This is a genomic window from Segetibacter sp., assembly GCF_025963695.1.
GTDB lineage: Bacteria > Bacteroidota > Bacteroidia > Chitinophagales > Chitinophagaceae > Segetibacter.
In genome coordinates, this window is record NZ_JAOQAH010000018.1 from 1 (window position 1) to 24353 (window position 24353).

The 24353-nt window shown below is 41.1% G+C and carries 17 protein-coding genes; 3 read left to right on the forward strand and 14 right to left on the reverse strand.

Features of this window, described 5'->3' with window-relative positions; genetic code table 11:
* Positions 1-249 precede the first annotated feature (249 nt).
* Positions 250-2400 (forward strand): elongation factor G, encoded by a 2151-nt coding sequence (gene fusA / locus JWR87_RS01985; protein ID WP_297814888.1) that lies wholly within the window; start codon positions 250-252, stop codon positions 2398-2400.
* 256 nt (positions 2401-2656) lie between these two features.
* Here the strand turns inward: fusA and malQ are convergent, their stop codons facing one another.
* From malQ to JWR87_RS02045, 13 genes are all read right to left on the reverse strand, one after another.
* On the reverse strand, positions 2657-4165 hold the full coding sequence (gene malQ, locus JWR87_RS01990; RefSeq protein WP_297814890.1) for a 4-alpha-glucanotransferase: 1509 nt from the start codon (positions 4163-4165) through the stop codon (positions 2657-2659).
* A gap of 2 nt (positions 4166-4167) precedes the next feature.
* Complete coding sequence (treY, locus tag JWR87_RS01995; protein ID WP_297814892.1) at positions 4168-6888, reverse strand: malto-oligosyltrehalose synthase; 2721 nt, start codon at positions 6886-6888, stop codon at positions 4168-4170.
* A complete protein-coding gene (treZ, locus tag JWR87_RS02000; protein ID WP_297814893.1) occupies positions 6881-8719 on the reverse strand; it encodes a malto-oligosyltrehalose trehalohydrolase in 1839 nt (612 codons plus the stop codon). Before treZ ends, treY begins: the two co-directional genes overlap by 8 nt.
* 237 nt (positions 8720-8956) lie before the next feature.
* Positions 8957-11083: a glycogen debranching protein GlgX gene (gene glgX / locus JWR87_RS02005; protein WP_297814894.1), complete on the reverse strand. Its 2127-nt coding sequence runs from the start codon at positions 11081-11083 to the stop codon at positions 8957-8959.
* Positions 11084-11517: 434 nt separating this feature from the next.
* Complete coding sequence (gene ilvC / locus JWR87_RS02010) at positions 11518-12612, reverse strand: ketol-acid reductoisomerase (protein ID WP_297814896.1); 1095 nt, start codon at positions 12610-12612, stop codon at positions 11518-11520.
* 251 nt (positions 12613-12863) lie between these two features.
* On the reverse strand, positions 12864-13454 hold the full coding sequence (gene ilvN, locus JWR87_RS02015) for an acetolactate synthase small subunit (protein ID WP_297814898.1): 591 nt from the start codon (positions 13452-13454) through the stop codon (positions 12864-12866).
* Positions 13455-13473: 19 nt separating this feature from the next.
* Positions 13474-13764: an antibiotic biosynthesis monooxygenase gene (locus JWR87_RS02020; protein WP_297814900.1), complete on the reverse strand. Its 291-nt coding sequence runs from the start codon at positions 13762-13764 to the stop codon at positions 13474-13476.
* Positions 13765-13935: 171 nt separating this feature from the next.
* The gene (ilvB, locus tag JWR87_RS02025; protein WP_297814902.1) at positions 13936-15702 is read right to left on the reverse strand and encodes a biosynthetic-type acetolactate synthase large subunit; all 1767 of its coding nucleotides are present in this window, start codon (positions 15700-15702) and stop codon (positions 13936-13938) included.
* Between the two features lie 232 nt (positions 15703-15934).
* Complete coding sequence (locus JWR87_RS02030) at positions 15935-16129, reverse strand: hypothetical protein (RefSeq protein ID WP_297814904.1); 195 nt, start codon at positions 16127-16129, stop codon at positions 15935-15937.
* A 2-nt stretch (positions 16130-16131) separates the two neighbouring features.
* The gene (locus JWR87_RS20215) at positions 16132-16284 is read right to left on the reverse strand and encodes an ORF6N domain-containing protein (RefSeq protein WP_366090004.1); all 153 of its coding nucleotides are present in this window, start codon (positions 16282-16284) and stop codon (positions 16132-16134) included.
* Between the two features lie 9 nt (positions 16285-16293).
* Entirely contained in the window at positions 16294-17976 is a 1683-nt protein-coding gene (ilvD, locus tag JWR87_RS02035) for a dihydroxy-acid dehydratase (protein WP_297814906.1), read from the reverse strand.
* Between the two features lie 55 nt (positions 17977-18031).
* Positions 18032-19144, reverse strand: a complete 1113-nt coding sequence (gene leuB, locus JWR87_RS02040) for a 3-isopropylmalate dehydrogenase (protein ID WP_297814908.1) — start codon at positions 19142-19144, stop codon at positions 18032-18034.
* A 193-nt stretch (positions 19145-19337) separates the two neighbouring features.
* Positions 19338-20510 (reverse strand): 2-isopropylmalate synthase, encoded by a 1173-nt coding sequence (locus tag JWR87_RS02045; protein WP_297814910.1) that lies wholly within the window; start codon positions 20508-20510, stop codon positions 19338-19340.
* Between the two features lie 126 nt (positions 20511-20636).
* Between JWR87_RS02045 and JWR87_RS02050 the strand changes: the two genes are divergently transcribed.
* A complete protein-coding gene (locus tag JWR87_RS02050; RefSeq protein ID WP_297814912.1) occupies positions 20637-22280 on the forward strand; it encodes a hypothetical protein in 1644 nt (547 codons plus the stop codon).
* 473 nt (positions 22281-22753) lie between these two features.
* Here JWR87_RS02050 and JWR87_RS02055 read toward each other — a convergent pair whose 3' ends face one another.
* Positions 22754-23044, reverse strand: coding sequence for an isoamylase early set domain-containing protein (locus JWR87_RS02055; RefSeq protein ID WP_297814914.1), 291 nt, complete (start codon positions 23042-23044; stop codon positions 22754-22756).
* Positions 23045-23260: 216 nt separating this feature from the next.
* Here JWR87_RS02055 and JWR87_RS02060 point away from each other — a divergent pair, with 216 nt between their 5' ends.
* On the forward strand, positions 23261-24217 hold the full coding sequence (locus JWR87_RS02060; protein ID WP_297814916.1) for a glycoside hydrolase family 5 protein: 957 nt from the start codon (positions 23261-23263) through the stop codon (positions 24215-24217).
* The last annotated feature ends 136 nt before the right edge of the window (positions 24218-24353 follow it).

Sequence of the window (24353 nt, forward strand, 5' to 3'; positions counted from 1 at the left end):
AACTTTCGACATTTATTAACGCACGCTTCCTCTTTTTAAACTTCTAATCCTTACCTTTGCGCCTCGAATCTAATTTCCCTTATTTCAGCATACATGTAAATAGGATTGCCGGTTACAAGTACTGCAATTGTATTTTTAAAAAGGTGAGAAAAGATTTTCAGTACAAGGGAGTGACACAACAATGTTCAATTAACAGTTCAATGTTGGTTACGTCAATAACAAGTCAATAACAATTACAAATAAAAAGTCATGGGCGACTTAAGATATCAACGGAACTTCGGTATTGCCGCGCATATTGATGCCGGTAAGACAACGACTACAGAGCGAATTCTGTACTATACTGGTGTGAACCATAAAATTGGTGAAGTGCATGATGGCGCTGCTACAATGGATTGGATGGCACAGGAGCAGGAGAGGGGTATTACCATTACTTCGGCTGCGACAACTTGTTTTTGGAATTTTCCTACCACGCAGGGTGTGAAAAATGACTTGACAAAATTATACAAATTCAACATTATTGATACTCCGGGTCACGTTGACTTTACTGTTGAGGTAGAGCGTTCGTTGCGTGTACTGGATGGTTTATTAGCGTTGTTCTGTGCAGTTTCTGGGGTTGAACCTCAGTCAGAAACTGTATGGCGCCAGGCTAACAGGTATAAAGTACCAAGAATTGGTTTCGTAAACAAAATGGATCGTAGTGGTGCAGACTTCTTAAACGTAGTTAAGCAGGTACGTGAAATGTTGGGCGCTAAAGCAGTTCCGCTTCAATTGCCAATTGGTGCTGAAGATCATTTTAAAGGTGTGGTTGATTTGATTACCATGAAAGGAATTATCTGGGATGAAGAATCTCGCGGTATGACCTTTAAAGAAGTGCCTATTCCTGCGGATATGCAGGAAGAGGTTGATCAATACCGCCAGGAGTTGATTGAGGCAGTTGCTGATTACGATGATAAATTATTGGAGAAATTCTTCGAAGATCCTAATACAATAACTGAGGAAGAAATTCATGAAGCTATTCGTAAAGCGACCATTGATCTTTCTATCATCCCCATGATGTGCGGCTCATCTTTTAAAAACAAAGGTGTACAAACAGCTTTAGATGCGGTAGTAAGATATTTACCTGGTCCTTTGGATATTGCGGCTGTGAAAGGTACAAATCCCGATACTGGTGAAGAAGTGCTTCGTCACGCTGATCCAAAAGGTCCGTTTGCTGCATTGGCTTTCAAAATCATGACTGACCCATTCGTAGGTCGTCTTGCATTCTTCCGGGCTTATTCTGGTCGTTTGGACTCCGGTTCTTATGTGTTGAACGTACGTACAGGAAAGAACGAGCGTATCAGCCGTATTATGCAGATGCACGCTAACAAGCAAAACCCGGTAGATTTCATCGAAGCTGGTGATATCGGAGCTGCTGTTGGTTTCAAAGATATTAAGACTGGTGATACGCTTTGCGATGAGAAGTTTCCTGTAGCTCTTGAAAGTATGACTTTCCCTGAGCCGGTTATCTCTGTTGCAATTGAGCCTAAAACACAGGCGGACGTTGACAAAATGGGTATGGCGATTGCCAAACTGGTTGAAGAAGATCCTACACTTAGAGTGAAGACTGACGAGGAAACCGGCCAGACAATTCTTAGTGGAATGGGTGAATTACACCTTGAGATCATCGTAGACCGTATGCGTCGCGAATTTAAAGTCGAAATTAACCAGGGTGCTCCCCAGGTTGCTTATAAAGAAGCTTTCACTCAAAAAGTGGAGCATAGAGAGACCCTAAAAAAGCAAACAGGTGGTCGTGGTAAATTCGCTGATATCGTGTTCGAGATCGGACCCGCAGATGAAGAATTTTTAAAAGAAGGAAAAGGAAGCTACCAATTTGTAAATGACATTTTTGGTGGATCTATCCCTCGTGAATTTGTTCCTGCAATCCAAAAAGGTTTCGAGCAATCAATGAACACTGGTGTGCTTGCAGCTTACCCTGTTGAAAGCATGAAAGTGCGCGTATTCGATGGTTCATTCCACGCAGTTGACTCTGATGCCATGTCGTTTGAGCTTTGTGCTCGCCAGGCATTCCGTGCTGCTGGTAAAAAAGCCAAGCCGGTATTACTTGAACCAATCATGAAAGTTGAGGTAACTACACCAGACCAATACATGGGTGATGTAACAGGTGACCTTAACCGTCGTCGTGGTATGTTGGAAGGTATGGATAGCCGTGCAGGTTTGCAGGTTATCAAGGCTAAAGTTCCACTGAGCGAAATGTTTGGTTATGTAACCCAACTTCGTTCCCTGTCTTCTGGCCGTGCAACTTCAACGATGGAGTTCAGCAATTACAATCCAGCTCCAAATAACGTTGCTGAGACTGTAATGTCTAAGCAGAAAGGTAAATTGAAAGTAGAAGAAGAATAACTCTTTTAATGGTGGATTATATTTAAGCCCCGCTGGTAAAGCGGGGCTTTTTTGTGTCGTTTTGGTGATTCTAATAATACCATCATCTGCATTTCATAGCGGCGTGGTTGCGTCGCAATCACTTCATCTGTTGTCAATTAAACATCTTCAGTTTTTACTAAAAGGGTGCCGAAAAACCAGATAGTTTCGGCGAGGCATAAAAAAAACTCCTGCCGCTTTGCAGGAGTTTTTTATGCCAGTTTAAGTATTGCATTATTTAGACTCTGTTATACATTATCGTCCATTCCTTAAGTAAGTTTTCCGCATCCCCGGTTACCTGGTTTGGCATCAAACGCCACTGCCAGTTATTGTCACCAGAGGCAGGGGTATTCATTCGGGCTATTTCATCGAGACCTAATACATCCTGAATAGGTAAAATGGCAATGTTTGCAACAGAAGCATACGCAAGGCGGCCAAAAGTTACCGGTATGTCGTCTTCAGTTAATGACCTTCCGACATACTGTTCAATTTGCTGCTGGTTTTTGTTTCCTTCCTGCCGGTACCAACCTCGAATTGTGTTGTTGTCGTGGGTGCCTGTGTAAGCCACAAAGTTTTCAGCATAGTTATGTGGAATGTAAGGGTTCTGAGGCATGCCTTTACCAAAAGCGAACTGCAAAACTTTCATTCCCGGGAATGCAAATTCATCTCTCAATTCATATACTGCATCATTGATCTCTCCGAGATCCTCAGCTATAAAAGGAACTTTGCCAAGCGCTTTATTTACAGCCTTAAACAGGTCACCCCGTGGCCCAGGCTTCCATGTTCCTTTTTTTGCAGTTTCTTCATCTGCGCCAACTTCCCAATAATCTGCAAAGGCTCTAAAGTGGTCAAGTCGCAATATGTCAAACAGTTCAAGGTTCTTTTTAAAGCGTTCTATCCACCAGTCATAATTGTGTTGTTTTAAAACATCCCACAAAAAAACCGGCATACCCCAAAGCTGACCATCTTCACTAAATGCATCTGGTGGCACCCCAGCTACGCCAATCATATTTCCATTCGCGTCAAGGCTAAAAATATCTCGGTGAGACCAAACATCAACCGAATCGTAACTGACATAAAAAGGAAGATCGCCGAAAAGTTTTATGTTTAAGCTGTTGCAGTACTTTCTTAACTCGTGCCATTGCTTAAAGAAAAGGAATTGAAGAAACTTTGTTTTATCTACGTCATCCTTATTTTCTGTTACGATTTTTTTTATAGCCGCCTTATCTCTAAGCTTATAGTCGTCGCTCCACCTGAACCATGGCTGACTTTCATTTTGCTTTTTTAGCAGCATATATAGGGCAAAGTCATCCATCCAGTAGGCTTCTTTTTCACAAAACCTTGTAAAGTCGGCTTCCAAAATCTTTCCTTTCCCCTGTTTGAAGTTTTGCCATGCCTTCTCAAAAATTTCTGCTTTAACCCGTTCTACTTCAGCAAAGTCGGTTTTTCCTGCCTGTGGTAAATGGTATTGCTTAATATCTTCACCATCCAATAGATCATCCTTAACGAGTAATTCGGGGCTTATCAAAAGAGTGTTACCAGCCCTGCTACTGATAGAACTATAAGGGGAATACCCCTGTCCCTGCTCAATTGGATTTAGCGGAAGCAGTTGCCAGTATTTTTGGTTGCTACGGTTTAAGAAGTCAGCAAAGGCGCATGCTTCAGGACCCAGATCACCAATTCCAAATGGAGATGCAAGAGAAGATATATGAAGCAGGATACCCGCCCCTCTTTTATTTTCGGTCATAATTATTTTGATTTAAGTACTGCCAGCGGCAGGCATTTAAAAATTTCTTTAAGGGCTATTTCTTTTTGATGGGTTCCAGCTTTTTTTAAAAAAAGATGTTGATAACTGGTGGGAGCTTCTGTTGGTAAAACAATTCGGGTATCCTTCCAATCAACAGCTAGTATTTCCTGCTGTTGCTGCTTGCACAGGCAGGCAAGATGGAGTGGAACAGCAATTACGTACCAATTGTTTTGAAGATGGCGGGCATAAGCAAGTACGTTTGAAGCATATTCTCCATCGACCGTTAAAGGAATATATTCGGCATGGGCAAAAAACTTGTCATTTTCTTTGCGCTCGTTCAATAAAGCATGCGTCAGCCATAACTTAATTTTCGCGCTGTACCTATTTTCCCATAAATGCGACATCAGGTTTTCATGTTCTTCGTTTGCCTGTGCCTCCAATTCATTCATTAATTGCTGCCGGAGTTCATAATCTACCGGCCTTCGATTGTCGGGATCTACAAGGCTAAAATCCCAAAATTCTGTTCCCTGGTAAACATCCGGAATACCGGGTGCAGTAAACTTAACAAGTACTTGTGCAAGTGAGTTAACAACTCCAAAGTCTGAAAGCTTTTTATGGAATTTTTCGAAATTCTTCCAAAAAGGGGTGTTTGTATCCAATAGTTTTACAGCAAAATCTTTTGTCGCTGCTTCGTATTCTTCGTTGGGCGTTGTCCAGTTAGAATGCGTCTTTGCTTCGCGCAGAGCTTTCTGTAAATATTCCTGAACCCGGTTTTTAAAGTCGTCGTCCCCTTGGGTAGGCATAGGGTAAGCTCCAACAAGCGTTTGATAAATCAAGTATTCATCGTTCGCATCGGGCTTGCCTTGTTCTTTTAATTCTTTATTTAATTCCTTCCATTCTTTTACAGCAGACAGCCATTCGTCGGGTAGATCGGTTAGTACATTTAATCTTGCCCGAACATCTTCGCCACGTTTTGTATCGTGCGTAGATGTTCCATTCATACTTAGCGGCCACTTTTCCTGCCGGTCAAGCATCTTTTGATGGAACTCTTCAGGGCTGTTACCAAAAGCTTCAGGAGAATCGCCGACTTCGTTATGACCAATAAAACGATTGTAGGTGTACATTAAAGTGTCTTCAACCCCTTTGGCCATAAGTGGACCGGTAAATTGCATACATCTTTGATAAAACCTGAGGGCTCGTGCATTGTACGCTTTGTCACCTTCTTTCGGCCGGTGTAGCAATGCAGTTTCGAGCAGAGGAATGGCGGTAGCGAGTTCCGGTTTGCTTTGCTTTATCCTATTTAAGATGTCTTGAACGTCTCCGGCTTCAGTTTCATCTAACGGAAGTCTGTTACCGTAATATCTATATACCGGACATTGAATAAGAAATTCACCAATTGCTTCTTTCAGTATTTCAGGCGTAGCCTTGCTTAACTCATTATCCTCCACCAAATTCATGTCTTCGAAAAGATGGTGCAGGTTTGATAATTCGCCGCCCATATTCTCATGCAGAATATAAGATTTCTTGTCGTGCAGTTGCTGGTGAATTGACCTGTCATCCTTTACCAGGTTCTTATAATATTCTGTAAAATCGTTTTCACTCGCTTTGTTTGTAAATGCATTATTTACTATTCCAAGAAAATCATATCCAGTGTTTCCTTCAATTGGCCAATAGCCAGGTAGGCCCTCACCCGGTTCCAGAATTTTTTCAACCACTATATACGTTTCTTCGCCCACCAGCTCTCTTAACTGCTGTAAATATCGGGTTGGATCAAAAAGGCCATCTATATGATCAATTCTTAATCCCTGGAACACACCTTTATCCAGCAATTCCTTAATGTATTTGTGATAATACAAAAAGACGTCATTGTCCTGCATGTTGAGGCATATCAAGCCATTAACTGTAAAAAAGCGCCTGAAGTTGATTTTGTGATCGGTCTTTTGCCAATTCACCAATTGATATACCTGCTCGTCTGCGATCTTCCTGATCACTTCTTGATCCTCGTTTACTTTTTGCAGGCAGCTTTCCAGGTAGCCTTTAGTCGTTTCGTTTTTAACCAAAGCACTTAACTGTAGTTGAAACTCGTGCAAAGTCTCTTTATACGCTTCGGGTTCTTCTGACCGTTGAATGTCTTTGACCTGGTCTAGTAACTGTTGTACTGCCTGGTTTGGTTCACCAGCCCCTGCCTGCAGGATGGTGATATAAGAACGCAGCCTTAGCGGGTAAGTACTATCATAATATTTTAAAACAAATCGTGGTTCTTCGAAAGATACTTTGAGCTCCCCATTTTTTATCACCTCCTGTAATGGACTGCCTAAAAACGGGATCATTATTTTACCATGATAAATCTTACCCGTCCATGGCACGTCAAAGAATGAAGCATACACCGATTTTTGGCCTTTCTCCAATACATCTTTTAACCATGGATTGTTGGGATCAAAGGCCATGTGATTGGGGACAATGTCCTGTAGCCATTTTATCCCTAATTCCTTCAGCCTTTGGCTAATAGTAAATAGTTGCGCTTCAGTACCTATTTCAGGATTTATTTTATGGGGATTAACGCCATCGTACCCATGTACACTTCCAGGCGTTGCTTCAAAAACAGGTGAAGCATAAATAGTTCCCACACCCAGTTTGGTCAAATAAGGAATAATCTTTTCAAAATCTGAAAATGTAAAGTCTTTATGAAATTGGAGACGATATGTAGATATTGGATTATGCATGACTGTTCTTATAAATTAAAATGGATTCTGGCTGAATGGTAACTGCCGCGCCACTAAGATTTTCACTAGTTGCTGGACCGTTCCAAATTGCGTCGGCAGAGTTCAATAGCTTTTTCCATTCGTTTTTAAATGTAGGCAGTGTTGCCTGTTGCTGTACTTTCGAAAAATTCATGAGGCACAAAATGTGTTCACCTTCGTGCCAGCGGTGCAACAAAAGCGTTTGATTCTGCTCGTTTTCTTCCACATTCAGTTGGTTTCTGCTTAAATGCTTTAAAGCGGGTTCTTGCTTTCTCAAGCTAATCAGCGTCTTGTAGAACTCAAGCATTGTCTTATGTTTAGGCTGTTTCAATAAATCCCATTGAAGCTTCGATTCTTCAAACGTTTTTTCGTCTACCGGATCGGGCGCTTCGCCTTGCGAATGAAACGCAGCAAATTCAGCTTTCCTTCCTTTTCTAACAGCATCTGCCAAGTCAGGATCGGTATGACTTACAAAATATAGAAATGGATGTGGCTCGCTGTACTCTTCACCCATAAACAACATTGGCAGGTACGGGCTTACTATTACTGCAGCCGCCATTAATTTTTGCATTTCAAAGCTTACCAGTGAACTGGTTCGTTCACCCAGCATTCGGTTTCCAACCTGGTCGTGATTTTGAGAAAAGACTACAAATTGTTTTCCCGCATTATTCTCTGCTTTTATTCCAAAGGTTTTCTTTCTGTGAGGAGAGTATTGCCCATCGAAAACATAGGCATCTCTGTAAGACTTGGCAAGATGCGCCAACCCATTAAAGTCACTATAATAGCCACTTCTTGATTCACCTGCTGTAACTCTTAAAGCGTGATGGAACTCATCCACCCACTGTCCATCCATTCCGAAACCCTGCTGCTCCAAAGGGTTGATGAAACGATTATCGTTGAGGTCAAGTTCTACTATTAAATAATGTGTACGTCCTGTTGCCGCCATCAGCTTATTGACGTGTTGTTTTATCTCCCGCAGAATATGGGTTGCACTAAAGTCTTTGATGGCATGAACTGCATCCATCCGCAGCGCATCAATGTGAAAATCGCGGAACCACATCAGCACATTTTCTACAAAGTATTTTCTAACTCCGTCGCACCACTCATCGTCAAAGTTTATAGCATTACCCCAGGGAGTATTGTACTTATCTGTAAAGTAAGGGCCGAAAGCACCGAGGTAGTTTCCCTCAGGCCCCAGGTGGTTGTAAACCACGTCAAGGATAACTGCAATGCCAATATCGTGGCAAGCTTGCACCAGGTGTTTCAACCCGTTTGCGCCGCCATAAGTATTTTGAACAGCATAAGGAAAAACTCCGTCATAACCCCAATTTCTTCCGCCAGGAAACTGCGAGACCGGCATAATCTCTATGGCATTTATGCCCAGTTCTTTTAAATAGGGCAACTTTTCTTCCAAAGCAGCAAACGTTCCCTTGTTGGTAAACGTTCCCGTATGCAATTCGTACAACACATAATCTTCCAGCGGCAAATTATTCCAGTTGTTGTTGTTCCATTTGAATTGCTGAATGTCCACTGCTTCTGAAAAACCATGCACGCCTTCGGGCTGACTTACAGATGCAGGGTCGGGAAAAACCTTGTCTTCTCCCAGCGAAACTTTGTATAAGTCTCCTACTTTAATCTCTTTTGTGACCGTTTTCCAATATCCGAAATCGTCCTTTGTAAGTTTAACAGTCTTATTGTTTTGTAAAATGATTTGAACATCCCCGAGCAGAGGCGCCCAAATGGCTACGTCTGCTTCACCTCTGTCATTAAAATTTACTCCTAATGATCTTCTATTAATGTCTGTTTGAATCATGGGTTTTATACTTCTCTATTAACCATTTTTGTTTTTGTGTAAGGGCTGCCGTTCACTATCAGCCCCGGTTGTGTCACTCACTTTTACTGTATCTTTTCAAATCATCGTCTTTCCACATCATGCTTCCGGCTGAAAAAAGAAAATAATGTTGAAGAGTGCGACGCAAGAATGCTTAATAGTAGCAATACAGTATTGGCTCCCGTATAAAAATTACGATCAAAAACCGCTGAACTATAATTAATCAAGTTGTTTTAAAACTACCACTGACCGTCCTTCGACTACAATTACTTCACCTGCTGCGAAATAGCCTTCCTCAGTCGTCATCGTACTTTTACTTGTATCTATTATCTTGGTCCACTGTTTTCCGTATTTTTTTGGAGGAAGTGCATAATCTAGTCTATCGTGATAGGCATTAAAAATGACATAAAAGCTGTCGTCAATTATTTGCTCGCCTTTAGGTCCAACGGTTCTTATACCATGCCCGTTTAAATAAACTCCCAGTGATTTTGCGTAATCATGTAACCAATTCTCCTGTGTCATTTTAGTACCTTCCGGCAAGAACCATTCAATGTCTTCCACATCTCCCTGCTTGTGTACCGGTTCACCCTGAAACCATCGACGACGACGAAAAACCGGGTGATTTCTGCGGAAATGAATAATCTGTCGCGAAAACTCTAATAACTCTTTGTCGGCATTTTCCCAATCGATCCACGAAATTTCATTGTCCTGGCAGTAAGCATTGTTGTTTCCTTGCTGGGTTCTGCCTAACTCGTCTCCGGCAACAATCATCGGAACGCCCTGCGACAAGAACAGCGACGCCAGAAAGTTTCTTTTTTGCTGCAGCCGTAATTGAATAATATCAGGGTCTTCTGTGGGGCCTTCTGCACCGCAGTTCCACGAACGGTTGTGGCTTTCGCCATCGTTGTTGTCTTCTCCATTGGCCATGTTGTGTTTCTCATTATACGATACAAGATCATGTAATGTGAACCCGTCATGAGCAGTGATGAAGTTGATGCTGGCTGTTGGTTTTCGGTAATCATTCTGGTATAAGTCAGGGCTTCCGGTAAAACGTTGTGCAAATTCGCCAAGCATACTATCGGCTCCCCGCCAGTAATCTCTCAGGCAGTCCCGGTATTTGCCATTCCACTCGGCCCAGCCCGGAGGAAACTTGCCTACCATATAGCCGCCTTCACCAATGTCCCACGGTTCTGCTATAAGTTTTACCTGCGATATAATAGGATCCTGGTGGATGATGTCGAAGAAAGAGCCAAGCCTGTCTACTGCATGCAGTTCGCGAGCAAGGGTCGAAGCCAGGTCGAATCTAAAACCGTCAACGTGCATCTCAAGAATCCAATACCGTAGACTATCCATAATCAGCCGAAGAACGTTGGGCATCATTACATTCAGTGTGTTTCCTGTTCCTGTATAGTCCATACAGAAACGCTTGTCTTCGGTAAGCCTATAATAAGAGGAATTGTCAATACCGCGAAACGAAATGGTTGGGCCCATATGGTTTCCTTCCCCGGTATGGTTGTAAACCACATCGAGAATAACTTCAATTCCTGCTTTGTGCAGTTCTTTTACCATGGTCTTAAACTCAGCCACCTGGCCGCCTTCGGGTCCGTTTCCTGAGTAACGAACGTCGGGGGCAAAAAAGCCGATGGAGTTATAGCCCCAATAATTGCCTAAACCTCTTTCTGCCAAATGCCGGTCGAGTACGAAATGATGAACCGGCATTAGTTCGATTGCTGTTATACCCAGATCCTTCAGATATTTAATGCAAACGGGATGACCAAGCGCAGCATAAGTTCCTTTTATTTCTTCAGGAATATCGGGATGAAGCTTTGTGAAGCCCTTTACATGAGTTTCGTAAATAACTGTTTTGTGATACGAGACTTTTGGAGGTTTGTCGCCTTCCCAGTCATAATTCGGATCTACTACAACTGATTTTGGTACATATGGTGCACTGTCGGTTGTGCTGAAACTAAGGTCAGCATCAGGATGTCCTAACTCGTAGCCAAAAAGTGAGTCGTGCCAGGCGATGGTGCCAGCAATTGCCTTTGCATAAGGATCAATTAAAAGTTTGTTGGCATTATACCTGTGTCCATTTCGGGGATCGTAGGGGCCATGAACTCTATAACCATATAACTGACCCGATTTCGCATTTGGAAGGTATATGTGCCAAATCTGGTGAGTTCTTTCTGTAAGTTGAATTTTCGCTGATTCCTTTTTATCTGTGTTCTTGTTGAAAAGGCATAGTTCTACTGCCGTTGCATTGTCAGCATAAAGGGCAAAGTTTACTCCTTTTCCATCCCACGTTGCTCCCAACGGATACGGGTGACCAGGATAAGCTTTTATATCCATTAAATAAAATTTTAGGATGTTTGGTGAGATTTTTTCCCATACTCCAACAACATTTTTGCTGCTGGAGCCAAACAATAAGGGTTTAAATTATATGTATAAAGGTAGAACAGGCAATCTTTTAGTTGTAAACATAGCCTTTTCTAACTTTCTACACTTTCGTAATTTCTTACGGCTGTTCACTGTAATTCAATATTCCTGCCACTACAATTTTTAGAGATTAAAATGCTTGCGGAGGTATTTCTTGTGGAAATGTAACGATAGGAGAGTTGCCGTGCATGCAGAAAAGATATTTGGCAAACGGCTAGTATGATAACTAGTGGCTGTTAACGTGGCAGTGTAAAAAAAAAATCACGATTTATTAGAGTGCGATTAATATTTCTATCAATTGCTTTACTCTAATAAATCGTGATTCCTATAATCTCTAATCCCGGTTCTTAAATAACCGCTTCTACAAATTCTTCCTGATTTTCTTCAGCTGCAGGTTCCTGGTTTTCTGGTCGTAAACTTCTTACGGTTTTACCTGCACGCCACATTTCGCTATCGCGAAGTTCTGCCAACTCAACTTCTAACTTTTCACGGTAATCTGATTTGCTGTTACTTTCAATTGATTTTGCAGCTTCTTTTCCTGCAGCAACGCTTTCATATAAATCGGTAAATACCGGTAAAGTTGCATCACGAAACTTTTTCCACCAATCCAATGCGCCTCGCTGAGCAGTTGTTGAGCAGTTAGCGTACATCCAATCCATTCCATTTTCTGCAACTAATGGCATCAATGATTGGGTAAGCTCTTCAACTGTTTCGTTAAACGACTCAGAAGGAGAGTGGCCTTTTGATCTCAATACCTGGTATTGCGCTGCAAAAATTCCCTGGATCGCGCCCATTAAAGTACCGCGCTCGCCGGTAAGGTCAGAAAAAACCTCTTTTCTAAAATCTGTTTCAAAAAGGTATCCGCTACCAATTGCAATTCCTAAAGCAACCACTCTTTCGTATGCACGACCTGTTGCATCCTGAAAAATTGCATAGCTGCTATTCAGTCCACGACCTTGTAAAAACATTCGGCGAAGAGATGTTCCTGAACCTTTTGGTGCTACCAGGAAAACGTCAACATCTTTGGGAGGAATAATTCCTGTTTGCTCATTATAAGTAATGCCAAAGCCATGAGAAAAATAAAGGGCTTTTCCGGCAGTTAAATGTTTTTTAACTGTAGGCCATAATTGAATTTGGGCTGCATCGCTAAGTAAGTAGCAGATAATTGTACCACGCTCTAACGCTTCTTCAATATCAAACAAAGTTAGTCCTGGTACAAAACCATCAGAAACAGCTTTATCCCACGATTTTGAATTTTTACGCTGACCAACAATTACGTTAACACCGTTTTCCTTTTGGTTTAAAGCTTGTCCGGGACCTTGAACACCATAGCCAATTACTGCTACCACTTCATCTTTTAAGACTTCCTGTGCTTTAGCCAAAGGAAATTCGTCGCGTGTTACTACGTTTTCTTCAACACCGCCAAAATTTAATCTTGCCATTGTTTTTGAGTTTTTTGTTATGTTATTTTTGGTGGTCCGCAATACTTCGTTTCTCAACTTTTCTTGCGTCGCACGCTTGTACTATTTGTTATTTTATCGACAATTAGGTTAAATTTTTTTGTAGTTCTTCTATTTGATATTGAAATTGGTGGTTGATCACTTGAGAATTTTTTTTGCCAGGGGCTAGAAAATTCTCAAGTGATGAATGTACCGCGATCGTATTAGAGGAGCAATAATTTGTACATTCAAGATCACATACTAAACACCTCTTCCTGCTTATTTAAGTATTCGTTTTCTACCGCTTCTTCACCGGGTTGTGCTTCTTCGAATTCTTTCAATTTTTCGTGGAAACCACTGCTTGCTTTTATGATAGCAACCCTTGCGCTTCTCACAAACTCAATAAGGCCGTAAGGGCTTAAAAAATCTATTAATTTGTCAGTCTCTTCCCTGTGCCCACTTGCTTCAAAAACTGTGTAATCTTTTCTAATCACAACTGCCCTTGCGCCGTATTGCCGAAGGAGGCGTTCTACCTGTACTTTTTCAGCTATTTGGTCGGTGCTTACTTTATACATAGCCAGTTCCTGCCAAACAATTTCGTCGTTAGTATTATAGTAAACTTTTAATACTTCCACCTGTTTTTCAATTTGGCGGGCCACCTTTTTCACTACTTCCTCGGTTTCATGTATAACTATGGTAAAGCGTGAAATGCTTTCAATTTCTGATGGAGAAACATTGAAACTTTCAATATTTATCTTTCTTCTCGAAAAAATAATAGCGATACGGACCAGTAAGCCTACCTGGTTCTCTGAATATATGGTAAAAGTAAATTCCTGGTTTTGCATAAACTCTTTTTTTCTTCCGCTAAAAAACTTTTTTATAATGCTCTACTGTAGGAAAAGGATCGTAAAAATGATGTAATAACTTTTTCCATTCCTGGTATTCGTTACTTTTTCTGAAACCTTCTGTATGATGCTCCAAGGTTTGCCATTGAACCAACAGCAGGTATTTATCCTCTTCTTCAATACATTTTTGAAGCTCGTGGTATTTATAGCCTTTCATGTTCGCTATAATTTTCTGCGCCTCAGAGAAGGCCGTTTCAAAGGCCTCCGATTGTTGATCCCGTATTTTTAGAAGAGCTATTTCTGTTATCATACCCCAACCCCTAAAGGGGCTTTTTACGATGCAAATTAAACTGCTGCTTTTTTTGTTATCGTTCAGGTGTGCGACGCAACGAAAGCTTAATTAAGAAACGGTTGCAGGCTCCACAATAATTCTTCTCATCTCGCCGCTATCATTTCAAATCCTATCAATGGTGGTTCCGAACTACGACAATCTGATCTCGCTCACACTGCACCCCTGCGGAACCATTGGAAATACGTTGTCTTCTTTGCCCACCATCACTTCCAAAAGGTATGAACCGTTGTGCTCAAGCATTGTTTTGATAGCATTTTGCAAATCTGGTCTGGCCGAAATTTTCTGACCTTCTACGCCATAGCCTTTTGCAACCATTATGTAATCGGGGCTAGCGATGTCGACAAATGAATAGCGTTTGTCGTGAAACAATTGCTGCCACTGTCGTACCATTCCCAGAAATTCATTATTCAGAATAACAATTTTTACGTTTACCTCCGTTTGCATTATCGTTCCCAGTTCCTGTATTGTCATTTGAATACCACCATCACCAATGATGGCTATGACTGTGCGTTCTGGTGCACCAAACTTTGCACCAATTGCAGCTGGCAAACCAAAGCCCATTGTACCTGCACCGCCGGATGTGATATTGCTTTTTGACTGATTGAATTTTGCATAACGGCATGTGACCATTTGGTGCTGACCTACATCGGTTACCATTATTGCATTGCCACCGGTCAGCTGGTTAATGACGTTAATAACCTCACCCATGGTTAGCTTTTCACCTTCGGGATTTAGTTCTTTGCGTATTACCGTTTCCTCTTCAATTTGCTTGTGTTCGTTAAACCTTTTTAACCATTCGGGATGTTGCTTTGCTTGGATGAGTTGAGTAAGGATTGGTAAAGTTTCTTTGCAATCTCCCCAAATTCCGACAGTGGCTTTTACGTTCTTGTCAATTTCTGAAGGATCTATATCGAGGTGAATCACTTTTGCCTGTTTGGCGTATTTATCAAGACGGCCAGTAACGCGGTCATCGAAACGCATACCGATTGCAATTAAAACATCGCAGTCATTGGTTAGCACGTTTGGTCCGTAGTTACCGTGCATTCCCAGCATACCGACATTTAACGGATGGTCTGTTGGAATTGCACTTGCACCAAGAATGGTCCATGCAGCAGGAATACCACTTTTCTCAATAAAGGCTTTAAACTCTTTTTCTGCTTTGCCTAATATCACTCCCTGTCCCCAGAGTATAAACGGCTTTTTCGCTTCGTTAATCAGCTTGGCTGCCTCTTCTATATATTCTTTTCTTACAACTGGTTTAGGGCGGTAGCTACGAATATGATCGCAACGTTTGTAACCTTCGTAAACGAATTTGTCTAGCTGTGCATTTTTTGTAATATCTATCAGCACAGGTCCTGGTCGGCCCGTTTTCGCAATATGAAAGGCTTTTGCCATAACAGATGGTATTTCTGCAGCATCGGTTACCTGGTAGTTCCATTTCGTAATAGGTGTCGTTATGTTGATTACGTCCACTTCCTGGAAAGCATCTGTGCCCAAAAGGTGCGCATATACCTGCCCGGTAATACAAACCAGTGGAGTGCTATCGATCATGGCATCAGCTAAACCTGTGACGAGGTTAGTTGCACCGGGACCGCTGGTTGCGAAAACTACCCCAACACGCCCTGAAGCACGGGCAAAACCTTGCGCCGCGTGAATACCTCCCTGCTCATGACGAACAAGAATATGTTGTAGCTTTTTGCTGTAATCATATAAAGCGTCATAAATTGGCATAATCGCTCCGCCGGGATAACCAAAAATGGTATCAACCCCTTCTGCGATAAATGCTTCAAGGACAGCTTGTGAGCCACTTAGTTTTCCCGGCTCTTTGGCTGGTGCTTTTGGAGCGGTACCAGGTTTTATCAGAATTTGTTCTTCTACGTCAAGTATCGAATTCATGTTCTACGTTTTTGTGCCATATCCTAATTGGATAGGAAAATTATAGGTACGTTTCTCGTTTCAATTTAAAAACTCATGGCCAATTGCTTACCCCTTGATAAACCTTCTCCCACGGATTACTTTCAATCTTTTGGTATAACAAGTTTTATATCGCATCGTAGATCAGGTTCAACTTGGTGTCGTGGTTCCCGATCCGTTCCCGCAAATCGATTAATTAGTTCAGTCGGTCGCTCTATTGTGTTGCAAATTTCCTTAAGGCAATAAATGCTCTAACGATTGCAATATTCATCTTTCTTGCTGTTGCACTTTTCAACGCACTTGCTAACATTGTTACTCCGTGCTTAGTAAAGGCATATACTTTCCTGTCCTGTTCTTTTGCAGTTTTTTCATCATCATAATTTGTGATGATGAAATCTTTAGTCCACACCTCTATTCTAAGTGTAAATCCGAAATCGTCGGGAAACTAGCAGGGTTTCGCTTTATCGCTTGATGTAAAGTACTTGTTTCCACTTTATACAGCCTGGCAAAATCAAATTCAGGTATAACTTTTTGACCTCTTATAGCAAATATGTTTTGCCGTATAAATTTTAACTAAGCCTCATCTGTCACACATCCTTCTGCCGCGTTTTTTACACTTTTTGCATATTTAAATAAAATCCCTTTTGTCGCTTTTAATGCGGGTTGTTGCCATTTGGCTTTTCTTTCTGCAATGATTGTGTCATCAACTTTTAAATTGATGGTATTTTTAATTGCATCAAGCTCAATGATATCATCATCTTCTACAACGGCGATTAAACCGCCTTCATAAGCTTCAGGTGTAATGTGACCAACGACGAAACCATGAGTGCCACCGCTGAATCTTCCATCGGTAATTAAGGCAACACTTTTGCCAAGACCCGCGCCTATGATTGCACCTGTTGGCTTCAGCATTTCAGGCATTCCGGGTGCACCTTTGGGGCCAATGTTTCTTATTACTACAACATCACCATGTTTAACTTTGCCGCTTGAAAGACCTTCTATCAAATGCTTTTCTCCGTCGAATACTCTTGCGGGCCCTTCGAAACGCTCGCCTTCTTTACCACTTATTTTTGCTACGCTTCCACCTTCTGCAAGGTTCCCGTATAGAATTTGCAGATGCCCTGTAACCTTTAGTGGTGTTTCAAGGGGCATAATTATTTTCTGCTGCTCAAAATCAAGGTCGGGTGCATTAGCTAAATTTTCTGCAACTGTTTTTCCTGTTACCGTTAGGCAATGGCCATGCAACAGACCTTTACTAAGTAAATATTTCATAACAGCAGGCACACCACCGTATTGATGCAGGTCCTCCATTAAATATTTACCGCTTGGTTTAAAGTCGGCTAAAACAGGAATCTTATCACTGATCTTTTGGAAGTCGTCTTGGGTTAAAGGCACGTCTACACTTTTTGCCATTGCAATCAGGTGCAATACAGCATTGGTACTTCCGCCTAAAACCATAATGACCGTAATGGCATTTTCAAATGCTTCACGAGTCATGATATCACGAGGCTTAATATCTTTTTCGAGTAATATTTTTATGGCCGCACCAACTGCTTCACATTCTATTTGTTTTTCGGGGCTGAGGGCAGGGTTTGACGATGAATTTGGCAAACTCATGCCCATGGCTTCGATGGCACTAGCCATAGTGTTGGCGGTATACATTCCACCGCAAGCCCCGGCACCCGGACATGAATTTTTCACGATGCCTCTAAAATCAGCTTCGCTCAAATTGCCGGCAATCTTTTGCCCCAGCGCTTCAAAAGCACTTACGATATTTAAATCTTCTCCTTTATAATGTCCGGGGGCGATGGTGCCGCCGTAAAGCATTATTGAAGGACGATTTAACCTGCCCATTGCCATGATAGACCCCGGCATGTTTTTATCGCAGCCAGGTATGGCAATAATTGCGTCGTAATATTGTGCCCCTGCATTTGTTTCAATGCTGTCAGCTATCAGGTCACGACTTACAAGGCTATAGCGCATTCCATCTGTGCCCATGCTAATACCATCACTTACGCCAATAGTATAAAAACGCAGACCGAGTAGATCGTCAGTTTTATTGATATTCTCGCGCACCACCGTAGCAAGATCGTTGAGGTGCATATTGCATGGATTACCATCCCATCCCATACTTACAATTCCAACCTGCGCTTTATTAAAATCTTCTTCTTTAAAACCAATTGCATACAACATGGCCTGTGCGGCTGGTTGTGTTACGTCCTGAGTTATTGTTTTGCTGTATTTGTTTAATTCCATGGAGCCAATTGGTTTTAGTTGCCTGTTACCGCTTAACCGGCAACAGGTATCTCTTTTATATTATCGTCGATTTACTTATTACCATATTCTCTTTATTCATCCTTGATGGGATCCTGTTTTCAACGTAGTCAGAAATAAGGTCACCAATTGTTGCGGTTGAATAATTGTTTATAGGGTCGATGTCTTTCGTTACAAATCCATTTGCTAAATTCCACATTACGGCTTCCCTCACAAGTTCGGCTTCTTCTGATAATCCAAAGTGATCCAACATCATAGCTGCGGATAAAATAGAGCCATTTGGATTAGCAATATTCTTTCCCGCAGCTTGAGGATAACTTCCATGAACTGGTTCAAACAAAGCCCGTTTATTTCCAACAGACGCTGAAGGTAATAAACCAATCGAACCAGTGATAACGCCTGCTTCATCGCTAATAATATCGCCAAACATATTTTCTGTCAGTATAACATCAAATTGTTTTGGGTTGATAATTATTTGCATGGCGGCATTATTTACAAACAGGTAATTAACTGTAACATCAGGATATTGAGCAGCAATTTCCTGCACAACTTTTCTCCATAGTCTTGATGTTTCCAGCACATTGGCTTTGTCAACCAATGTAAGCACTTTTTTTCTTCTTTTGGCATAGGAAAAAGCAAGGTGTGCAATTCTTGCTATTTCATCCTTTTGGTAAACGCAATCGTCAGAGGCCTGTGTTTGGTCTTCGTTAAGATGCTTCTTGCCGAAGTATATTCCACCGGTTAGTTCCCGGAAAATAATAAAGTCGACCCCTTCAATCCTGTTACTTTTTAAAGGGGATAAATGATGCAAAGGAGCGTAAGAAGTGATGGGCCTGATATTGGCAAAAAGGCCTAATTCCTTTCTTAGTTTAAGTAAGCCATGTTCTGGGCTTACATGGGCAGAAGGATTATCATACCTGGGATGCGCTGTGGCTCCAGATAAAATAGCGTCACTTCTATGGCACACTTCTAACGTTTCATCTGGTAAGGAATTTCCTGTTTTGTCAATTGCCATTGCACCCATTAAGCCGTATTCATAAAAGAACTGGTGGTTAAACTGACGTGAAACTGCATCCAGAACTTTGATTGATTGTTGCGTTACTTCGGGTCCTATACCATCTCCTAATATTACCGCTATCTTCTTTTGCATATACCTCTCCAGCTCCCCTTAAGCGAAGAGCTTCCGTGTTTTGTTAAGATAAATTAGTTGCCACTCTTTTCCGTTTCACTTGTTTTTGTTCGCTTTGGTAAAAGCTAAATAGGGTTGTTACATATGAACGTATTGCGACGCAACGATGTTTAATAGCAGCAATCTGTTTGTAACTAAAAAAATATAAAATACTCTACAATGCTGTTGACATTGCCGGTTGATATTGTTCAGCGAGTTTACGTAAGTCTGCTTCTTCAATTTCCTTCTTTTTGTCGGCAAGCTGTAAAAAGCTTTGATACAATACATCTATATCGTTACGGGTAAAGTCAAAACCAATTTTTTGAAAACGGTGAGCTAAAGCGCTTCTTCCACTGCGGGCAGTTAAAACAATTTTACTTCCATCGGCACCAACATCATCAGGATTGATGGTTTCATAGGTAGAGGAGTCTTTTAAAAATCCGTCCTGGTGAATGCCCGAGGAATGTGAAAAAGCGTTTGCCCCTACAATCGCCTTGTTGGGTTGAACCGGCACGCGCATTGTATCAGCAACCAAACGGCTTAAAGGATTTAGTTGGGTAGTTTTAATATTGGTAAAAAAGCCAAGGTCTTTGTGCTGTTTTATAATCATCACCACCTCTTCGAGAGAAGTGTTTCCTGCTCTTTCTCCAAGTCCGTTGATGGTGCACTCTACTTGTCGTGCGCCGCTAATAACACCTGAAATTGCATTTGCAGTTGCCAGGCCAAGGTCGTTGTGACAATGGCACGAAATAATTGCTTTGTCTATATTGGAGACATTATTTTTTAGGTATGCGATTTTTGCCCCGTACTGAGATGGAAGGCAATACCCCGTTGTATCAGGAATATTTACAGTGGTTGCACCGGCTTTAATAACGGCCTCAATTACTCTTGCAAGATATTCATTTTCTGTGCGGCCTGCATCTTCGGCATAAAATTCAACATCATCAGTAAAATTTCTTGCCCATTTTACACACTGAATAGCTCTTTGTAAAATGTCTTCCCTGTTTGAGTTGAATTTGCCTTTTATGTGATATTCGGAGGTGCCAATACCAGTATGTATCCTTGGACGTTTGGCATATTTTAGTGCTTCGCCAGCAACTTCAATATCTTTTTGAACTGCCCTGGATAATCCGCAAACCACGGAATTTTTTATGGTCTTGGATATTAAGTTCACAGATTCAAAATCACCGGGGCTCGAGATTGGGAAGCCCGCTTCAATAATATCCACACCTAATTCTTCAAGCCTTTTTGCCAGATCTACTTTTTCATGCGCGTTCAGCTTACAACCGGGTACCTGTTCGCCGTCGCGCAAAGTTGTATCAAAAATATAGACCTGATCGCCTGCCATAAAGGAAATTTTATAAAGATGAAAGCGGGCAGTTTATATTTGCAACAACTCTATAACTAGTTATGTTACAGCTAAACTACTATAATAGCTAAATTAGCGACGATTACATGCAGGGTCAAATTATAGTTGAATCTTTTATACACTAATGAAATAAGCAATACTTCTGCTACAACCCTTGCTGGTATTGGCTTTTATAATAAAAATACTACGATGCCCAACAGGTCGACCGATGCGTTGTTTCAATTAATCCACACATTGGAGAAGTCTGAAAAGCGCAACTTTAAATTATATGTAACGCGAAACACTGCTACAGAAGATCTAAAGATCATACAGGTATTTGATGCTTTAGATAAAATGAGTGAATATGATGAAGAGTTGCTGCTTAAGAAAAACCCCTCTGTAAAAAAGCAACAATTGTCTAATATAAAGGCACATTTGTACAAGCAATTATTAGCCAGCCTAAGAGTATTAAAAACAACAGATAATATACAAATTCAACTGCATGAGCAACTAGATTATGCAAACTTGCTGTACAATAAGGGTCTTTATTTGCAGAGTTTGAAAATGCTTGAAAAGCTGAAAGAGACTGCAAAAGAATATAGCCAGGTAACATTCATGATGCAGGCTCTTTTTCTTGAAAAAAATATTGAGGTACTTCATATTACCCGAAGTCTCGAGGACAGGGCAGAGGTACTGGCCTCCGAAGCGGAGCAGTCTACCCGTAGGCTTGGGAGAATAACACAATTGTCGAACCTTGCATTAAAACTATATAGCTGGTACATAAAACATGGTCATGCAAGGAACGAACAGGATGCGCAAGCCATAAAGCAATACTTTGAGGAGTCGCTTCCGTTTGAGGGCGAGCAGGCTACTGGCTTTTATGAGAAGCTTTACTTTTTTCAAAGCTATAGCTGGTTCGGTTTCATCTTGCAGGACTTTCTCATGTATTACCGGTACACGCAAAAATGGGTAGACCTTTTCGAAAAGGAACGGTTCATGATCGGCATAGAAACGGCCCATTATATAAAAGGAATGCACAACCTGATCAGTGCAAATTTCGATTTGAAGAATGGTAAAAAATTTAATGAGTACCTGGAGAAGTTTGAGCGATTTTCGGAAACAGATCTTGTAACCGGAAATGATAACAACAGGGTTCAGGCTTTTGTGTACATCCATATTGCAAAGCTGAACAAGCATTTTATGGAAGGCACCTTTACTGAAGGTTTAGAACTGGTGCCTCACATTGAACAGAAAATTAAGGAGTATTGGTTATATCTCGACCGGCACCGCATACTTGTCTTTTACTACAAAATCAGTTCGCTTTACTTTGGAAGTGGCGATTACGACAACACCATTACTTATTTAAATAAAATTATTAACTGGAAGGTAGACTTGCGGACAGATCTGCAATGTTATGCCCGCCTGCTGCACCTCATTGCGCACTATGAAATCGGCAATTTTGATATTCTCGAATACCTGATAAAATCGGTTTATCGTTTCATGGCAAAAATGGAGAATTTGAGTATCGTAGAAGAGGAGATCTTCAAGTTCTTGCGCAATTCATTTCACCTTAGTTACCGAAAGCTAAGGCCTGAATTTGAGAAGTTATTGATGAAATTAAAAAGCATCGAGAACAATCGATTTGAAACACGTGCCTTTTCGTATTTAGACATCATCTCATGGTTAGAAAGCAAGGTGTATCAAAAGCCGCTTCAGGCCATTATAAAAGAGAAGAGTGATAAGACATACCAGGGAAGCCAGCAGAATTAGTCTTTGCAACAATCTACTTAGTTATAACCAACGAATTTATGAGCCAAACCAAGTAATACTGTTTAGCATTGTTGCGTCGCGCTCTTGTACCAATTTTTCTATGTTCAGCATTATCTACAAGTAGCAAATGTTCGGGCCTAGATTTTTCAATCGTTTAGTTTGTTGTTTCCCCGGTAACAATTTGCGGCAGAAGAAATTTCTAAGATAGTGCTAATCGTTGCGGTTAGAAACGGATAACGTAACTAACCCCTTAATAAAAATTTCCTTCGCATTAGCAGGCATACTATATACGCCTGAACGCCCGGCAAATAATTATAAAGATTTCAGCAAAGCCATAGAAAAAAAAAGCTGTAAAATAAAGGTCTATGGAACAAACAGTTATTTTACAGCCTGGGGCACTTGCATTCTAAAAATCTTCCTAATACTTCAAGAGAAATAAAAGTAGATTTAGATAAGGTTTAATCTATATATTTTTAGAGAACTATTACGCTGTTAACACCTCCAAATTCGTTGTGGTGTTGACTGTCAGCCTCAGGCTCGTTGATCCACTCAGTCTCGTTCACACGATATTTAAATTCATGCTGACTGTTTTTAGGTAATGAAACATCGGCGCTAAAAGTGCCATCTTTTTTCTTGCTCATTACAACTGAATTTTCCCAATCACTATTTAATCCTAGAATTTCTACGGTTTCCGCATCTTCAAGGTTAAGCGCAAATTTCACTTTACAATAGTCTTTTGTCTTAAAATATGTTTTCTGTACCATTTTTATATGTTTATTAAAGGTTAACTGTTAATACAAATAATAAAAAAAGGTAACCCAAACGTTAAAACGTTTGGAAAGCGAATTTGAAGGAATGTGCGAGCACATCTTCTTACATGTTGTCCATTTTTGCCGAAAAAAGTTTCAAAGCTTCTATTTAACTCATAACTAAACTATTTGTAATGGTGACTTATATTCGCTCCACTTTAATTACTACTTATGAAAATACTTATAACATTCTTTTACCTGCTGATATTTCACTTACAACCTACAGCTCAGCCTGTTAAAGCCCATGGACCGCTACGGGTTGATGGTACTAAGCTGGTGGACAAAAAAGGAAATGCTGTTGTACTTAGAGGAATGAGTTTTGGCTGGCACAACTTCTGGCCGCGCTTTTATAACCCGGAAGCGGTAAAGTGGCTGCATACGGATTGGGAATGTACAGTAGTAAGGGCTGCAATGGGTGTTGAGCCAAAAAATGGTTATATAGAAAAGCCTCAAGAGTCTACAGCCAAGGTAAAAGCAGTTGTAGATGCTGCTATAAAGGAAGGCATTTATGTAATTATTGACTGGCATAGTCATAATATACACTTGAATGAGGCAAAAAAGTTTTTTGCCGAAATGGCTAAAGCATACGGAAAGTATCCAAACGTGATTTACGAAATCTTTAACGAGCCCGACCAGGAGTCCTGGAAGGAGGTAAAGGACTATTCACGGGAAGTTATTTCTACTATCAGGGCAATTGATCCCGATAATATTATACTTGTCGGCAACCCTCATTGGGACCAGGACATTCATACCGTTGCTGACGATCCGCTTACAGGTTTTACTAACCTAATGTACACGGTTCATTTTTATGCTGCTACACATAAGCAGCAATTGCGCGACAGGTGCGATTATGCTTTGAAGAAAGGCATCCCTATTTTCATTTCGGAATCGGCCGGCATGGAAGCCAGCGGCAACGGTCCTTTAAATATGGACGAGTGGGGCAAATGGATTGATTGGTCAGAAAAGAATAAGGTTAGCTGGGTCACGTGGTCGGTGTCGGATAAAAACGAAACATGTTCGGTACTGCTGCCATCTGCCGGTTCAGAAGGCAAGTGGGAGGAAAAGGATTTGAGGGACTCCGGAAAAGAAACGCGGAAGCTATTAAGAAGCTACGCCAACAAAAAATAGGTTAAATTTTTATACAAGGCTAATAACCACAGATGAAACTTTTGTTGCGACGCATTTCGTTCATCTGCAGCACTGCACTCCACTTTGGTTTTAAAATAAAAGGTCGCCCCATTTGTGGCGACCTTTTATTAAGTAT

Excerpts from the sequence above, each read along its gene's own strand:
- JWR87_RS02055 (WP_297814914.1), bottom strand. The coding sequence starts at position 23,044 with ATGGTACAGAAAACATATTTTAAGACAAAAGACTATTGTAAAGTGAAA.
- ilvN (WP_297814898.1), bottom strand. The coding sequence starts at position 13,454 with ATGCAAAACCAGGAATTTACTTTTACCATATATTCAGAGAACCAGGTA.
- treZ (WP_297814893.1), bottom strand. The coding sequence starts at position 8,719 with ATGATTCAAACAGACATTAATAGAAGATCATTAGGAGTAAATTTTAAT.
- leuB (WP_297814908.1), bottom strand. The coding sequence starts at position 19,144 with ATGCAAAAGAAGATAGCGGTAATATTAGGAGATGGTATAGGACCCGAA.
- fusA (WP_297814888.1), top strand. The coding sequence starts at position 250 with ATGGGCGACTTAAGATATCAACGGAACTTCGGTATTGCCGCGCATATT.
- ilvC (WP_297814896.1), bottom strand. The coding sequence starts at position 12,612 with ATGGCAAGATTAAATTTTGGCGGTGTTGAAGAAAACGTAGTAACACGC.
- ilvB (WP_297814902.1), bottom strand. The coding sequence starts at position 15,702 with ATGAATTCGATACTTGACGTAGAAGAACAAATTCTGATAAAACCTGGT.
- treY (WP_297814892.1), bottom strand. The coding sequence starts at position 6,888 with ATGCATAATCCAATATCTACATATCGTCTCCAATTTCATAAAGACTTT.
- malQ (WP_297814890.1), bottom strand. The coding sequence starts at position 4,165 with ATGACCGAAAATAAAAGAGGGGCGGGTATCCTGCTTCATATATCTTCT.
- JWR87_RS02020 (WP_297814900.1), bottom strand. The coding sequence starts at position 13,764 with ATGATAACAGAAATAGCTCTTCTAAAAATACGGGATCAACAATCGGAG.
- ilvD (WP_297814906.1), bottom strand. The coding sequence starts at position 17,976 with ATGGAATTAAACAAATACAGCAAAACAATAACTCAGGACGTAACACAA.
- JWR87_RS02045 (WP_297814910.1), bottom strand. The coding sequence starts at position 20,510 with ATGGCAGGCGATCAGGTCTATATTTTTGATACAACTTTGCGCGACGGC.
- glgX (WP_297814894.1), bottom strand. The coding sequence starts at position 11,083 with ATGGATATAAAAGCTTATCCTGGTCACCCGTATCCGTTGGGAGCAACG.
- JWR87_RS02060 (WP_297814916.1), top strand. The coding sequence starts at position 23,261 with ATGAAAATACTTATAACATTCTTTTACCTGCTGATATTTCACTTACAA.